At 72.5% G+C, this 14,686-nt stretch carries 13 protein-coding genes and 1 tRNA gene; 6 read left to right on the top strand and 8 right to left on the bottom strand.

Annotated features, from left to right (window positions below):
- Nucleotide 1: 1 nt before the first annotated feature.
- Together QNO11_RS10345 and QNO11_RS10350 are read right to left on the bottom strand one after the other, a co-directional pair.
- Nucleotides 2-823, bottom strand: coding sequence for an SDR family NAD(P)-dependent oxidoreductase (locus tag QNO11_RS10345; RefSeq protein ID WP_257508356.1), 822 nt, complete (start codon nt 821-823; stop codon nt 2-4).
- Nucleotides 824-832: 9 nt separating this feature from the next.
- Nucleotides 833-1,309, bottom strand: a complete 477-nt coding sequence (locus QNO11_RS10350) for a YbaK/EbsC family protein (RefSeq protein ID WP_257508355.1) — start codon at nt 1,307-1,309, stop codon at nt 833-835.
- Nucleotides 1,310-1,332: 23 nt separating this feature from the next.
- On the opposite strand from QNO11_RS10350, the gene QNO11_RS10355 reads away from it, so the two are divergent.
- Together QNO11_RS10355 and QNO11_RS10360 are read left to right on the top strand one after the other, a co-directional pair.
- Entirely contained in the window at nt 1,333-1,467 is a 135-nt protein-coding gene (locus tag QNO11_RS10355; protein ID WP_257508354.1) for a PNPOx family protein, read from the top strand.
- A gap of 45 nt (nt 1,468-1,512) precedes the next feature.
- Nucleotides 1,513-1,776, top strand: coding sequence for a hypothetical protein (locus QNO11_RS10360; RefSeq protein ID WP_257508353.1), 264 nt, complete (start codon nt 1,513-1,515; stop codon nt 1,774-1,776).
- On the opposite strand, the gene QNO11_RS10365 is transcribed toward QNO11_RS10360, so the two are convergent.
- Nucleotides 1,757-2,617: a type IV toxin-antitoxin system AbiEi family antitoxin domain-containing protein gene (locus QNO11_RS10365; protein ID WP_257508352.1), complete on the bottom strand. Its 861-nt coding sequence runs from the start codon at nt 2,615-2,617 to the stop codon at nt 1,757-1,759. The two genes, QNO11_RS10360 and QNO11_RS10365, sit on opposite strands and share 20 nt — an antisense overlap.
- Before the next feature lie 483 nt (nt 2,618-3,100).
- Here QNO11_RS10365 and QNO11_RS10370 point away from each other — a divergent pair, with 483 nt between their 5' ends.
- Both QNO11_RS10370 and QNO11_RS10375 read left to right on the top strand, forming a co-directional pair.
- Nucleotides 3,101-4,174 (top strand): Glu/Leu/Phe/Val dehydrogenase family protein, encoded by a 1,074-nt coding sequence (locus QNO11_RS10370; protein ID WP_257508351.1) that lies wholly within the window; start codon nt 3,101-3,103, stop codon nt 4,172-4,174.
- Between the two features lie 54 nt (nt 4,175-4,228).
- On the top strand, nt 4,229-4,951 hold the full coding sequence (locus tag QNO11_RS10375; RefSeq protein ID WP_257508350.1) for a VIT1/CCC1 transporter family protein: 723 nt from the start codon (nt 4,229-4,231) through the stop codon (nt 4,949-4,951).
- A gap of 35 nt (nt 4,952-4,986) precedes the next feature.
- Here the strand turns inward: QNO11_RS10375 and QNO11_RS10380 are convergent, their stop codons facing one another.
- Entirely contained in the window at nt 4,987-7,107 is a 2,121-nt protein-coding gene (locus QNO11_RS10380; protein ID WP_257508349.1) for a beta-galactosidase, read from the bottom strand.
- 30 nt (nt 7,108-7,137) lie between these two features.
- Nucleotides 7,138-8,001 (bottom strand): AraC family transcriptional regulator, encoded by an 864-nt coding sequence (locus tag QNO11_RS10385; protein ID WP_257508348.1) that lies wholly within the window; start codon nt 7,999-8,001, stop codon nt 7,138-7,140.
- 94 nt (nt 8,002-8,095) lie between these two features.
- Between QNO11_RS10385 and QNO11_RS10390 the strand changes: the two genes are divergently transcribed.
- Both QNO11_RS10390 and QNO11_RS10395 read left to right on the top strand, forming a co-directional pair.
- A complete protein-coding gene (locus tag QNO11_RS10390; protein WP_257508347.1) occupies nt 8,096-11,353 on the top strand; it encodes a DUF5107 domain-containing protein in 3,258 nt (1,085 codons plus the stop codon).
- Nucleotides 11,350-12,648: a cellulase-like family protein gene (locus QNO11_RS10395; RefSeq protein WP_257508346.1), complete on the top strand. Its 1,299-nt coding sequence runs from the start codon at nt 11,350-11,352 to the stop codon at nt 12,646-12,648. The genes QNO11_RS10390 and QNO11_RS10395 overlap by 4 nt, the downstream gene beginning before the upstream one ends.
- Nucleotides 12,649-12,823: 175 nt before the next feature.
- On the opposite strand, the gene QNO11_RS10400 is transcribed toward QNO11_RS10395, so the two are convergent.
- From QNO11_RS10400 to QNO11_RS10410, 3 genes are all read right to left on the bottom strand, one after another.
- Nucleotides 12,824-12,899, bottom strand: a tRNA-Ala gene (locus QNO11_RS10400).
- A 78-nt stretch (nt 12,900-12,977) separates the two neighbouring features.
- The gene (locus QNO11_RS10405; protein ID WP_257508345.1) at nt 12,978-13,970 is read right to left on the bottom strand and encodes a large exoprotein; all 993 of its coding nucleotides are present in this window, start codon (nt 13,968-13,970) and stop codon (nt 12,978-12,980) included.
- An 83-nt stretch (nt 13,971-14,053) separates the two neighbouring features.
- Nucleotides 14,054-14,680, bottom strand: coding sequence for a GNAT family N-acetyltransferase (locus QNO11_RS10410; RefSeq protein WP_257508344.1), 627 nt, complete (start codon nt 14,678-14,680; stop codon nt 14,054-14,056).
- Nucleotides 14,681-14,686 lie beyond the last annotated feature (6 nt).

Below are 14,686 nucleotides of genomic sequence, written 5' to 3' on the forward strand. Positions count from 1 at the left end.
GTCAGAGACCGACCATCTCGGCGCTGCGCTCCCAGAGCGCACGGCCGAGCATCGGGTCGTCCGCGAGCGTGCTCGTGCGGGCGACCCGGTTGCGCTCGTAGTACTGGCCCGGCTGCCAGTCCACCCCGGGGGTGCCCAGGGCGAGCCAGGTCAGGCGCGAGCCGCCGGTTTCAGCCGAGGTCATCAGGCGCTTGGTGACCGGGTTGGTGTAGACGAAGCGCCACGCTCCGGAGGATGCCGCGGCGAAGCTCGTCGCGACGGCACCGGGGTGAAACGCCACGGCGTTGACACCCTCGTTCCCCCACCGGCGCTGCAGTTCCTTCGTGAACAGCACGTTGGCCAGCTTGGCGTTGCCGTACGCCGCGCTGGCGGAGTAGTGGCGCTGCGCCTGCAGGTCGTCGATGTCGAAACGGGCGAAGCGCCGCGCCGCGACACTGGAGGTCTGGATGACCGATGCTCCGCTCTCGACGAGCCGCGGGTGCAGCAGCGCGGTGAGCAGGAACGGGGCGAGGTGGTTCACCTGGAAGGTGATCTCGAACCCGTCGCCGGTGAGGGTGCGCTCCCCGAAGATGCCGCCGGCGTTGTTGGCGAGCACGTCGATCCGCGGGTAGGTCTCCAGCAGGTCGGCTGCCAGCTGGCGCACCTGCGCCAGGTCGCTGAAGTCGGCGATGTGCCAGGGTGCCCCGATCGGCTCGGCGACCGCGCGGGTCTTGCCGGGGTCGCGGCCGACGACGACGACCCGTTCCCCCGCGTCGTGCAGCTGACCGGCGGCGGCGGCGCCGATGCCGTCGCTGGCACCGGTGATCACGATCGTGCGTGGCATGGCAGTCCCTCAGTCGACTTTGGTGACTCGGCCGCCGGTGAGGGCGACGAGCTGGTGGAAGGTCAGCGGGAACACCGTATGCGGCGTGCCCCCGGCGGCCCAGATCTCCGCATACCCGGCGAGGTCTTCGTCGACGACGGTGTCCAGCGGTGCGGGGTGCCCGGTGGGCGCGACGCCCCCGATCGCCTGACCGGTGGCATCCCTCACCTGTTCGGGTGTCGCGCGCTGGATCTTCTCCCGCCCCAGCCGGGCGGCGAGCGCGGCGGTGTCCACCCGGTGGGCGCCGCTGGTCATCACGAGCAGCGGTGCGCCGTCCGACCAGAACACGAGGCTGTTGGCGATGGCGCCGACCTCGACGCCCAGGGCGGCTGCAGCCAGTGGGGCGGTGGCAGCGGCATCCGGCAGCACGACGATGTCGCCGGGGATGCCGGCGGCGCGCAGCGCATCGTGGACGAGTCGGCTGCGAATCGGCAGGTGCGAAGTCACAACCCCCACCCTAGAGTCAGCGCATGGACGACGTGTTCGACGCCGAAAACCCCGCTCATGCCACCTCGCTCGCCCGTCTGGAGACCGAGCTCATCGCGTGGCTGATCACGACGACGGCCGACGGCAGGCCGCACCCCGCCCCGGTGTGGTTCCTCTGACACGACGGGGCGATCTCGATCGTCAGTGAGCCCGACACCATCAAGATGAAGCACCTGCGGCGTGGCGCGCAGGCCGTCCTGCACCTGGATGCCGGCGGCCCGTTCGGCGACGACATCCTGGTGCTCCGCGGCGACGTGCGGATCACGCCGAACGGGACCGGCGAATGGCTCGAGCGGTTCCGGGAACCGTTCGTGAAGAAGTACGACGCGGCGATAGCGAACTTCGGCATGCCCCTGGACAAGTACGGCGAGACGTACTCGACGTTGCTCGAGTTCACGCCCACGCGCGTCATCGCCTGGGGCGCCTGACCCCTCGTTGCCCGCGGCGCAGCAGGCCGCGCAGTGCGGCGACCACCAGCTCGGGCCGAAAGAGGATGTCCTCGGCGATCGGCCGGTATACGCAGTACCCCACAGTGGCGAGCGCCTGGTCGCGGCGACGGTCGCGCCGTTGCGACTCCCAGTCGGAGTGGTGGGCCTTACTGTCGCACTCGACGACGAGCCACCCGTCGACCACGAGGTCCACCCGCCCCACTCCGGTGACGACCACCTGCAGCTCGACGTGGGCCCCGAGCGCGCGCAGCATGAGCCGCACGAGCGTCTCCGTTCCTGACTCGCTCCGCCCGTCCACCAGCCGCCGCAGCGACCGGCGCTTGGTGTCCACGAACCGGAAGAGCTCGTCGAGGTCGTCCTCGCGCAGATAGCCGAGGTGAAGTGCGGAGTCGACCGTCGCCACGGCGTCGCGCGGAGCCTGGCATCCGATCGCCTGGATGAGCGCATCGAAGACGTCGACCGTCGCGTCCGCCGGGTGCGGGGCGCGCCGCAGCGGGCGCCAGTGCCGTCGCACGTGGCGCGGCAGGTCCCGCAGCCGTGACGCACTGTGCCCCAGGTGCAGGTGCAGCGCAGTGCTCCCCCGGACGAAGACCCCTAAGCGCGCGAGTTCCGATACGCACGCAAGGCGTCCGCCCACCCGTACGGCATCGATGACGTCCGGCGCGGTGCCCGGGGCGAGGTATGCCCCGCCGCGCGGGCGAAGCACCTCTCCCCGCCGAACGGCGCGAGTCAGGCCGGTGGGCGAGTAGCCGCTCCCCAACAATTCGCCGCGCCCGAACACGCGCACCCTCTGGGCGGGCTCGTCGGATTTGCGGAGCATGCTCCCGTCATATCCGACCCCACCACCCGCACCGGGCTGACAGGGTCGGATTGTGGATGAACTCGACCCACGCCGGGGGTGTGGAGGAGGCGGTGACCCCCCGCCCAGCCCGGCGCGGCCCCGCGGCTGTCGGAATTCAGGCACAGGGGACGAAAGCGGGGGACGAAGGTCCGCCGACGCCCGCTCTGCCTGAATTCCGACGGTGCGGCGGGCAGCAACCGACGCGCCGGCAGGCAGCCGCCAGGCAGCCGCCAGAAGTCCCGGAGCAGCCCGGGGCATCCGGGCGGGCTGTCGGAATTCAGGCACAGGAGCCGCAACCGGGTGCCGAAGGCCCCCTGATGTCCGCTCTGCCTGAATTCCGACGGACCCGTCGGGCGGGCGGGGCCTCGAACCGTTCAGGGACGTGAGGCACAATGGAGGCAGGATGCCGCAAAGCCGCGGCTCCGAAGTGCAGCCCACAAGGCCCGCCGAAAGAGGAACGCGATGACGCCCGCCCTACCCCTGCCCGATTTCCATCACGAGCGGGTGGAGGTGTTGACCGGCCGGCGCAGCGAACTGTTCGTCGTGGTCGCGCTGCACTCCTCCGTGCTCGGTTCCGCCCTCGGCGGCGCGCGCCTGTGGACGTACCCGCACTGGAGCGACGCCCTCGGCGACGCCCTGCGGCTGTCCGCCGCGATGACGCTGAAGAACGCGGCAGCGGGCCTCGACGCCGGCGGCGGGAAGGCCGTCATCGGCCTGGAGCCCGGCACCGTGCTCAGCGCCGAGCGCCGCCGCGCCGCCTTCCTCGACCTGGGCGATGCCGTCGCCTCACTCGAAGGCCGCTACCGTACCGCCGAAGACGTCGGCTCGACGACCGACGACATGCTGGTCGTCTCGGAGCGCACCGAACACGTCGTCGGGCTCCCCGACGCGGTCGGCGGATCCGGCGAACCGGCCGGCCCCACGAGCCTCGGCGTATACGAATCGCTGCGCGCGACCCTGGAACGCGTCACCGGCTCCCCCGACGTCGCGGGCCGCCGCATCACCATCTCGGGGCTGGGCCAGGTGGGCAGCCGCCTCGCGGTGCGCCTGTCCACCGAGGGCGCCGTGCTCACCGTCACCGACGTCAACCCGGCCAAGCGGCACCTCGCGCGCGAACTCGGGGCGACCTGGGTGTCCCCCGGCACCGAGCACCTCCTCCCGGCGGATGTGTTCGTCCCCGCCGGCATCGGAGGCCTGCTCACCGACGAGGTCATCGACAGGTTGGATGCCGGCGCCGTCTGCGGCCCCGCCAACAACCCGCTCGCCTCCCGCGCCGGCGCCGATCGGCTGGCGGCACGCGGCATCCTGTATGCCCCCGACTTCGTGGTCAACGCCGGCGGTGTGATCTACCTCGACCTCGAGGCCAAGCGCATCGGCACCCGCGACGAGACGATGATGCGCGTCGCCCGCATCGGCGACACCCTGCGGCGCATCTACGACGAAGCCGACAGCCGGAGCGTGACCCCACTGGAGGCCGCAGAGGGGCTCGCCGCCGAGCGGCTGTCCGCGGGAGTCAGGCAAGCGGCGCTGGCCTGACTCCGGCACCCACGCCCCTTTCTCGCCCCGACCATCCTGCATAGGGTGTGCCCCATGAGCGGACCGGCGAAGGCCACCCACGACGAGCCGCATCAGGGCGGTCTCGCCGAGCGGCTCAACTGGCTGAGGGCGGGGGTGCTGGGCGCGAACGACGGCATCGTCTCGGTTGCCGCGGTGGTCGTCGGTGTCGCCGGCGCGACCTCCGATGTCTCGCCGGTGCTCACCGCGGGCGCGGCGGCCCTCATCGGCGGGGCGATCTCGATGGCCCTCGGCGAATACGTCTCGGTGAGCAGTCAGCGCGACACGCAACGCGCACTCATCGCGAAGGAACGCCGCGAACTGCGGGAGACCCCCGAAGAGGAACTGGAGGAGCTCGCGGGGCTCTACCGCGACAAGGGCCTTTCGGATGCCACCGCCCACCAGGTCGCGCAGGAGCTGACCGCCCACGACGCGCTTGCGGCGCACCTGGATGCCGAGCTGCAGATCACCGAGCGAGGTGTGGTCAGCCCCTGGAACGCGGCGTTCGCGTCGGGGCTGGCGTTCGTCATCGGCTCGATCCTGCCGATGGCGGCGATCCTGCTGCCGCCGGCGGCCTGGCGCGTGCCGACGACGTTCGTCGCGGTGCTGCTGGCCCTCGCCATCACCGGCGCGGTGGCGGCGCGCATCGGCGGATCGTCTCCGGCCCGCGCGATGATCCGCACCGTGATCGGCGGTGCGCTCGCGCTGGCGGCGACGTTCGCCGTCGGCACCCTGCTGGACACCTCCGGCGTCGTCTAGCTGGGCGCCCGCGCCCGCCCCCGCCTCAGCTCAGCTCAGCTCAGCGTCACCGTCGCGGGTGTCTCCAGCCACGCCGCGTCGACCGCGGCGCGCGTGGGCACCCGGCCGCCGCCGATGTGCACGTGCGCCTCCGGATGCGGCGGCAGGATCTCAATCGCGATGCGCCGCGCGCCGCGGCGCTCGTGCGGGCCGATGCGCCAGGGTTCGCCGCGGTAGACGGCATCCGACAACAGCCGCTCCCCCGCCCACGCCCGGGCGACGTCCCCCTCCCACGTCAGCACGAGGGTGCCGTCGGCGTCCGCCGGCAGGTCCAGCGCGAGCTGGGCGGCACCGCTCCAGTCGGTCGGGATCGACGCGCGCCCGTTGGGTGCGCTGTGACGCTCGGGCGGGTTGCCGGCCTGGCGCACCGGCGACACGGCGACCTCGGTGCGGCGCGGGGCAGCCGACCCCACCACGGACCAGCCGTCGTCGGTCAGGCGCACCACGTCGCCGGCGTCGAACAGTTCCGCCCGGTCGCCCGCCACCACGCCGTCGGCGAGCACGAGCTCGCCGCCGGCCACGCTCAGACGCAGCCCGTCGGACTCGCCCAGCACCAGCACGCGGGCGCGCACGGCGCCGTCCCGCACGAGTTCGAACAGCTCCTCCGGCCCGTCCAGGTGCGCCGGCCGCACGGTGTGGTCGCTATCGAAGCGCGCCGGGATGCCGGCGGTCTGGGTCACCACGAGCAGCGGCAGGCCGCGCCAGGTCACTTGGGTCAGCGGCTGCGCGGTCGCCCACCGGATAGTCGCGTCCCCCACGCGGAGCCCGAGCGGCCACACGAACGCGGCATTCGACGGAATGTCCACAGCGGGGAAGGCGACCTCGCCGGCATCCGTCGTCACCGTGAACGCCACCCCATTGTGCGCCGGCAGCGTGACACCCGGTTGGTGGTTGATGACGAAGAGGAACCCGGCGGTGCCGTCCGAGCGCACCGACCAGCGCAGCCGCTCGGTGTCGGGGGCGTCGGCGGCGTCCGGCGGGAACGACGCCGGCATGGCGGCGAGGGCCGATCCCCACCGGTGCAGCAACTGGTGCTGGCGGCGCAAGCGATACCAGCTCTCCCGGGGCTTGGCATCCACCGTCAGCGGCGCCCCGAAGTCGTAGGAGATGTCCGGGAAGTCGTTGGGCTCGCCCACCATGTGCGCCTCTTGCAGCCCGGGCCGCGGATTGCGGCCGTCGGAGTACATGTAGTACCCCTGCCAGACGCTGCCCGAGGCCAGCTTCGCCAGCGTGAGCGCGTCGACGTCGTCCGCAGTGACGACCGGCCGGCGGTGGTAGGCGGCGGTCATGCCGGCGCCGATCTCGCACGTCGCGAACGGCAGGTCGTACTCGCGCGCCTGGCCCGGGGTGCCGGTGCGGTGGTCCGCGCCGATGCCGTCGTCATCGCGACGGGGCGAGGGGTAGAAGTTGGTCTCGCTGCGCAGATCCCGGGTGTCGGATGCCTCGATCCAGAACGAGTCCGAGTAGCCGCCGAACACCGGCAGCACGTCGGCCGGCAGCTCCGCGCCGCCCCAGCCCGTCGCCACCCACAGCGGGGCGGTGAACCCGACCCGCTCGGCGATGCCCCGGAGGGTGCTGAGGTGATCCGGCTGGTCGTAGAGCTCGTTGTCGACCTGGATGGCCAGCAGCGGGATGCCGCGCACCTGCTCGGCCAGCATCGTGTACCAGCGCTCCGCTTCGGCCAGATACGCGGGGTCGTCGGTGCGCACCGCGACACCGGAGTCGACCAGCCAGTCGGGCAGTCCGCCGTGGCGGGTCTCGGCGTGTGCGTAGGGTCCGATGCGCAGCACGATCTGCAGCCCGTGGGAACGGGCGGCCCGCAGGAACGCCCCGAGATCGAGGTCGCCCGTGAACGAGGCCTGGCCCCGCACCGGCTCGTGGTGGTTCCACAGCACATACGTCGCGATGTGCGTCAGACCGCCGGCGCGCGCGGTGCGCAGCGTGGCATCCCACTGGGCGCGCGGCAACCGGGAGAAGTGCACTTCCCCGGTGAGGGGGAACACTGCGGTGCCGTCGATCGCGACGTATCGGCTGGTGACCTGGACGTCGCCGGTGGCGAGATCTGTGGGGCGGGGGGCTGCCGGCGGGGTGACCCGCAGGTGGTGGCTGGAGGGCACGGTGACCTTTCGTGGAATGCGCTTCCCAGTCTAAGGACGGTGCGTGGCCCGATATGCGCTGGGGCTCAACCCGTGGGTGCGGCGAAACTGCCGGGAGAAGTAGAACGGGTCGGCCATCCCGACCTCGCGCCCGACCTCGGCCACCGGCAGTTCGGTGGTGTCCAGCAGCCAGCGCGCACGCGCCATCTTCTGCGCCAGGTGATAGGCCAGCACTCCCCCGCCGGTGGCATCGCGGAACAGCGCGGTCAGGTGCGACGCGGACACGCCCACCATCGCGGCAAGCTCGGGCACCTGCACCCGGGCGTCCACCCGCTCCTCCAGAAATCGGATGGCGCGCTGCAGCGGCGTGCCTTCCTCCGGCAGCACCCGGTCCACCGCCAGTTGCGTCAACAGCCGCCACGCCATCCCGGACGTCGCGATCAGCCGCGCCGGGGTGGTGTCGCGCTCCAGCGACGTGGCGATCTCGTCCACCAGCGCGGTGGCCCGGTCGACCGCGCGAAGGGACAGCGTCACGCGATGGGGGCCCACCCCCGCCGCCTCGAGCAGGTCGGGCACGTCACTGCCACGCACGTGACACCACCAGATCGTCCAGGGATCCTCGGCATCCGCCCCATACGAGTGCGGCATGCCGACGGGGATCACGACCGCCGTGGAGCTTCCGATGCGCTGCCGTTCGCCGCCGGCATCCACCCATCCCGTGCCAGCAACGCAGACGATGACGATCGTCTCCTCGGCGCCGTGCGGGCGACGGCGCCCGTGTTGGAGGGCGCGGGGAAAGTAGCCGACATCGGTCACCAGCATCCGCCGCGTCACGGGGCGCGCCAGCGCGGCCGCCACCAGCGGGCGCGGCACGACGTTCATCCGCTGATGAAAGAACCCGTCGCGCCGCTCCATCCGTCCATCCTGACACGAGGCATCATCGGATCGTCCATATCCACCGACCGATCCGCCATTGTCGGCACCGGTGGCGCCGCCTAGATTCGGCAGGGTGACCCGTGACGACGCGCCGAGCCGCATCCACCTGCCCCTCGCCCCTGCCGACCAGCAGGCGCTTCTCGACGCCGGCGGCGTGGCGTGCTGGAGCGAGCCGGTCGAGATCGACACCTACGAGGCGGGTGAGCCCGACCGGTACCCGCTGTTCCTGGACCGCCGGGTGTACCAGGGCTCGAGCGGCCGGGTGTACCCGCTGCCGATGATCGACCACGTCTCCCACGTCAAGCGGGCCCGACTGTGGCAGGCGATCCACCTCGAGAACGCCACGGTGCGGTTGATGCTGCTGCCCGAGCTGGGCGGTCGCATTCACATCGGCTACGACAAGGTCGCCGGCTATGACTTCTTCTACCGCAACAACGTCATCAAGCCCGCCCTGGTGGGGCTCGCCGGTCCCTGGATCTCCGGCGGAGTCGAGTTCAACTGGCCGCAGCACCACCGCCCCGCGACCTTCCTGCCCGTCGACAGTCGCATCCAGCGCGAGGACGACGGTGCGGTCGTGGTCTGGCACAGCGATCTGGATCCGCTGCAGCGCATGCGGGGCGTCCACGGCATCCGCTTGCGGCCCGAGTCGTCGCTGATCGAGCTCGAGGCGCGCCTGCACAACCGCACCGACGTGCCGCAGACGTTCCTGTGGTGGGCCAACGTCGCGGCCCGCTCCCACGAGCGGTATCAGTCGTTCTTTCCCGACGACGTCGCCTGGGTCGCCGATCACGCGCGTCGCGCTGTCACCGCCTTCCCCCGCGCCGACCGCCCGTACTACGGCGTGGACTACCCGGCGCTGGCGGCCGAGCGAGCGGATGCCGACCGCATCGACGTGTACAGCAACATCCCGGTGCCGACGTCGTACATGATCACCGACACTGCGGATGAGTTCTTCGGCGGATACGACCACGCCGCCGACGCCGGGTTCGTGCACTGGGCCGATCGTGCCATCTCCCCCGGCAAGAAGCAGTGGACGTGGGGCGACGGCGCCATCGGTCGCGCCTGGGATGCCCAGCTGACCGACGACGACGGCCCCTACGTCGAGCTCATGGCCGGGGTCTACACCGACAACCAGCCCGACTTCGCGTGGCTGGCGCCGGGCGAGACCAAGACGTTCTCGCAGTTCTGGTTCCCGATCCACCGGGTCGGGCCGGTGCGTCAGGCGACGACGGATGCCGCGGTGTCGCTGACGTCGCACCCCGACGGCGCCCGCGTGGGGATCATCGCGACCCGCCCGGTGCCCGGCGCCGTCGTCACCGTCGAGACCGCCGCGGGGGTCGCGGCGCAATGGTCCGCGGACCTCGCGCCGGACGCGCCGCTGCTGCGGACGCTGCCCGTGCCCGAGGCCGAGGTCACGGCTATCCGCGTGCGCACCGGCGCCGGCGCGGATCTCGTCACCTGGACGCGCCGGGCCGGCACCGCCGCCGAGCCGTGGGTGGCCACCGCCCCGGACGCCGCGGCCGAGATCCACTCCAGCGACGAGCTGAATCTCACCGCCCAGCACCTGCTGCAGTACCGGCATCCGTCCCGCTCACCCGTGCCGTACCTGCAGGAGGCGCTGCGCCGAGACCCCGGCGACACCCGCGCGGCGACGGCGCTCGGCGCCTGGCACCTCTCCCGCGGCGGCTACGCCAGCGCGCGGGAACTGCTGCAGACCGCGGTCGCCCGCCTCACCCGGCGCAACCTCAACCCGCGGGACGGGGAGGCGCACTACCTGCTCGGGCTCGCACTCGAACGCACCGGCGACCACCCCGGCGCCGACACCGCGTTCGCCACGGCGGCGTGGGTGCACGCTTGGCGTGTCCCGGCGACGCTCGGCCGCGCGCGGCTCGCGCTACGGGCGGACCGTGCCGCCGACGCGCTGGCGCTGGCATCCGCCGTCGCCGACGTCCCCGAGGCGGCGCGGCTGCGCGTGCTGGCGCTGCGCCGACTGCACCGCGACGCCGAGGCGGCCACGGCGCTGGCGGCGCTCGTGGAGGCCGACCCGCTGGATGCCGCGACGCAGGCACTGGCCGGGGAGCGCATCGCCGTCGAGCCGCGTGCGCTGCTGGATGTCGCCGTCGAGTTCGCCCGCGCGGGGTGCTTCGCCGAAGCCCTCGCCGCGACGGCCGACCCTGCCGCCCCGGCACCCGCGGCGTTCGGCAACCCCGAGCCGATGCGCCGGCTGCTGCGAGCGGCCTGGTTCGACCAGGCCGGCGATGAGGCAGCGGCCGCCGGGGAACGCGCCGCCGCCGCGGCATCCGACCCGGCGCTGGCCTTCCCCGCCGGGCTCGACCAGTTCGACGCGCTCGCCGCGGCGATCACCGCCGAGCCCGGGCATCTGGTTGCGCGTGCCCTGCGCGGCATGTGGCTGCTCGACGCCGGCCGGCCCGCGCTCGCCCTGGCGGATCTGCGAGCGGCGACCGCCGCCGGCACCGACGACCCGGTCGCCTGGCGCAACCTGGCGCTGGCGGTCATGCAGACCGGCGGCTCGCCCGCCACCGCGGATGCCGCGTATGAACGTGCCCTGATGCTGTCCGACGACGCCCGCCTGGTCTTCGAGCGCGACCTGCTGGCCCAGGTGCGGAATCTGACGCCGGCCGAGCGTCTGGCGCTGCTGCGGGAGCGGCCCCCGCTGCTGGACGCGCGCGACGACCTGGCGCTCGTGCACGCCACCCTCCTCCTGGACGTCGATCGCGTCGACGAGGCGTGGGATCTGCTCACCGGGCGCGCGTTCCGCCCGTTCGAGGGCGGCGAGGGACGCGTGATCGCGGCATTCGACCGCGCGTCGTGCGCGATCGCACGGCGCCTGCTCGACGCCGGCGCCGCGGACGACGCGGCATCCCTCCTCGCCGACGGCCTCGTGCCACCCGCCTCGCTCGGCGAGGGCCGCCACCCCGCCGAACCGCAGGCCGAACGCCTGGTGCTGCTCGGCGATGCCCGCGCCGCCCGGGATGACCTCGACGGTGCCCGAGAGGCGTGGGAGACCGCGTGCGCCGCTACACCGCTGGCCGTCGCCCCGCGCCCCGCGGATGACGCGGACTTCTGGATCGGCACGGCGCACCTGCGTCTGGGCGAGGTCGATCGGGCGGCAGCGGCTTGGACACGCCTGGAGCAGCGCGCGGCGGAACTGGAGCAGTCCCCGGACGAGGCGGACTACTTCGCCACCTCGCTGCCGGAGCTGCTGGTGTTCGACGTCGACACGGCCGCGGCCCGCCGCCGCACTGCGACGCGGCTCCGGGAGCTCGCCGGGTTCGGCCGCGCCGCCGGATCGGGAAGGATCGAGGGATGACTGAGCGCTACCTCGGGTCCGCCTCGTTGCCGGTCGACGAATCAGCCCTCACCGGGCCGGTGCCCGCCCATCTGCCGCCGCGGCTCACCGTCACGCTGTGGGACTTCTCCTGGTACACCCAGGCCGGTCCGGGGCAGCCGTACGCGGATCTTGAGGCAGCGGTGGCGGATGCCGCATCGCTCGGGTACAACGCCATCCGCATCTGTGCGGCACCGTTGCTGCTGTTCGGCGGGCTGGGTCTGGACGACCTCGCCGCCGACCTGGAGATCGAGGGACTCGGCGCCGCCCCCGACGGCTACTACGGGCAGCGCACGCGCTGGTACGACACCCCCGGCGGCTTCCGGCTGGATCTGCGCGTCCACCTGCTGGCGCTGTTCGACGCTGCCGCTCGCCACGACATGGTCGTGATCCTCGCCAGCTGGGAGTACCAGCAGTCCCCGGCTTTCGCGGCATCCGCCCGCTGGTTCGACGCGATCGATGCGGTGCCCTTGGGCGAGCGCTACGACGTGCTGGGCCGGGCATGGCACCGCCTGGTGGCGTGGCTCACCGACCACGGCCACCGCGACCGGATCGCGCTGGTGGAGCTGCACAACGAGGTCGACTTCTCGATCCTCCCCGACATCATCGACGGCGTCGCCGCCGTCGCCCGGCTGCGCGCAGACCACCCCGACCTGCTCATCACCGCCAGCTACGGCAAGCCGCCGCACCTGGCGATGCACCGGGTGCCCGAGGTGCTGGGAGCGGCGCAGTGCCACGTGTACTCCTACGGTGTGCTCGACGCGCTGCAGCAGCGCATCGACATCCGCTCGGAGGGCAGCGCCGACTTCCCCAACGCCGCGCTGCGCGAGCTGCTGCGCGCCGATGCCCCGTCGGTGACGGCGTACGGTCGGCCGGCGCAGTGGAAGCTGCGGGCCACCGTCATCACCGACCAGATGATCTACGGCTACGACTGGGTCGATCCCGCGGCCTGGGATGACTGGCTCGATGACCACTACCCGCCCTACGCCGAGGTCATGCAGCGCGAGGTCGCCTCGCGCGTCATCGCCATCGCGGCCTGGGCGCGGTGGCGCGGGGTGCCCGCGATCGTCGGTGAGGGCTGGGTGGGCTACACCCCGCTGCACGGCACGTTCGAGGAGGGCGACATCGGACGCGCTCTGGCCGAACACGGCGTGCGCACCGCGCTGGATCACGGCATGTGGGGCGTGGTGCTGTGCTCCAACGCCGCGCCGCACCACCCGATGTGGCAACTGCGCGAGTGGCAGCAGCGGCTCAACGCCGAGATCCTCGCCCGCTGACCCCGTCCTGCCGCACGCTCGCTCGGTCGGCGCATCCGTCCCCACCCCGCCCCGCTCGCGGGGCGTTCGCGACGACCGAAGGCTGGAGAGGCACCCCCCACCGGGCTCAGTCGTCGCATCCGGCCGCGCCCGCCGCACCGGGAAACGAAAAATCCCCCGGTTAAGGGGGATTCTCTGGTGGACCTGAGGGGATTCGAACCCCTGACCTCTTCATTGCGAACGAAGCGCGCTACCAACTGCGCCACAGGCCCGTAAGACTCAGCAACACTATCACGGTCACGGGGCCCTCCCGAATCGTGGGACCCCCGGCGGATGCCGCGGGAGAGCGGTTACTGACCCGACGCGCGGCGCGCGAGCAGGTCGCGCACGTGCGCCTCGATCTCGGCATCGTCGCTCAGCGCGGCGCGAGCGGCACGGGCCGCTCCGATCGACGGCGGCGCGTCACGCTCGGCGCGTTCGCGCATCGCCTCTTCGCGGGCGGCGCGGCGCAGTTCGTCCCGCGCGGCGGCCGCGTCGAGTGCGGCAGCGGCACGCGAACCGGACGACGCGGTGAGCGGCCGCGGCAGTTCCCGCGGCGTCCACGCCCGCTCGTCGGCGAGAGTGACGTCCTGCACCTCGCCGGCAACGCTCTGACGAACCTCGGGGGCGAGCGCGACGGCGACGACACCGCGCGTGCGCACCCGGGCCATGCGGTCCAGCAACAGAACGCTCACGGCGGCGACCGCGCCACCACACCACAGCATCGCTTGTGCACCGAACAGCACGAGTTCGACCGCGCCCCATCCGGCGAGCCCCAGGCCGGCGACGCCGATCAGGGTGGTGGTCAGTCGGGCCCGGCGGCGGGCGCGCGCGCGGCGGGCAGCGGGCAGCGCCCGAGCGGCCGCTGCGGCTGCCTGTGCGCGTTCGCGTGCGGCTGCCGTCTCGGCACGGGCGGCCTCGGCCTGGGCGCGAGCCTGCTCACGGGCGAGGACGGCATCGTGACGTGCCTGCTCGCGGGCGAGCGCGGCATCGGTGCGTGCCTTCTCCTTGGCGACGGCGAGTTCGGTGCGGGCCACCTCGAGGGCTGCCTGTTCGCGCTCGGCCAGCGCCTGGCGGGCAAGGCGCTGCTGGGCCATCGCGGTGCGGGCGTTGAGTTCGAGGTGCACCTCTTGCGGCGTCTCGCTGGTCTCGGCGAGAACGCGCAGGGCACGGTTGAGGCGCACGGCGTTGCGCTCGGCGGCCTCGTACTGGTGGCGGCTGTGCCACGACGGCAGCAGGTACACCAGCCACAGCACGACCGCCACTGCGACGATCACACCGCCGCCCAATACCTGCCCACCCATGGCCCTACGGTATGGGACAGCGGGCTCGACATCCCGCACATGTGCGCGTGTCGCACTCTGAACTTCAACCAGAGGGTGAAAGTTCAGGCCGGAAGGCGGTCCGAGGGCGGAATCGCCGCGGCATCCTGGGGCGCAGCCCCGGCCACCCAGCGCCGCAGCACGCCGTCCGGGACGTCTTCACGCACCAGCGCGAACGCGTAATGGTCGCGCCAGTCGCCGTCGATGTGGATGAACCGCTTGCGCAGCCCCTCGTACCGGAACCCCAGCTTCTCCACCACCCGCAGGCTCGCGTGGTTCTCGGGGCGGATGCAGATCTCCATGCGGTGCAGACCCAGCTGCGTGAAGGCGACATCGGTGGCCAGCGCGACGGAGGTGGGGGTGATGTCCCGCCCGGCGAAGCGCTTGCTGACCCAGTAGCCGATCGTGGCCGATGACAGCGATCCGCGGGCGATGCCCCAGACGTTCAGCTGCCCGGCGACCTCGCCTTCGTACTCCATGACGAACGGCACGCCGAGCCCGTCACGATACTGCTGCAGCAGCCGGCGCACGCCCAGACGCATGTCGAACGACGCCGGCCCGTCGGGGCTGGTGGCCTCCCACTGACGCAGCCAGGACCGATTGGTCATCAGCTCGTGCTGCAGCACTCGTGCGTCACGCGGACGCACGATACGGATCGAGACGGGGCCGTGCTCGCGAGGTGACAGTTCCACGCATCC

Source organism: Microbacterium sp. zg-B96, from assembly GCF_030246865.1.
Classification (GTDB): Bacteria; Actinomycetota; Actinomycetes; order Actinomycetales; family Microbacteriaceae; genus Microbacterium.

What these genes read in the sequence shown, in the direction of transcription:
- QNO11_RS10345 (WP_257508356.1), bottom strand. Translation starts at nt 823, where the DNA reads ATGCCACGCACGATCGTGATCACCGGTGCCAGCGACGGCATCGGCGCC.
- QNO11_RS10355 (WP_257508354.1), top strand. Translation starts at nt 1,333, where the DNA reads ATGGACGACGTGTTCGACGCCGAAAACCCCGCTCATGCCACCTCGCTC.
- QNO11_RS10360 (WP_257508353.1), top strand. Translation starts at nt 1,513, where the DNA reads ATGAAGCACCTGCGGCGTGGCGCGCAGGCCGTCCTGCACCTGGATGCC.
- QNO11_RS10365 (WP_257508352.1), bottom strand. Translation starts at nt 2,617, where the DNA reads ATGCTCCGCAAATCCGACGAGCCCGCCCAGAGGGTGCGCGTGTTCGGG.
- QNO11_RS10370 (WP_257508351.1), top strand. Translation starts at nt 3,101, where the DNA reads ATGACGCCCGCCCTACCCCTGCCCGATTTCCATCACGAGCGGGTGGAG.
- QNO11_RS10375 (WP_257508350.1), top strand. Translation starts at nt 4,229, where the DNA reads ATGAGCGGACCGGCGAAGGCCACCCACGACGAGCCGCATCAGGGCGGT.
- QNO11_RS10385 (WP_257508348.1), bottom strand. Translation starts at nt 8,001, where the DNA reads ATGGAGCGGCGCGACGGGTTCTTTCATCAGCGGATGAACGTCGTGCCG.
- QNO11_RS10395 (WP_257508346.1), top strand. Translation starts at nt 11,350, where the DNA reads ATGACTGAGCGCTACCTCGGGTCCGCCTCGTTGCCGGTCGACGAATCA.
- QNO11_RS10405 (WP_257508345.1), bottom strand. Translation starts at nt 13,970, where the DNA reads ATGGGTGGGCAGGTATTGGGCGGCGGTGTGATCGTCGCAGTGGCGGTC.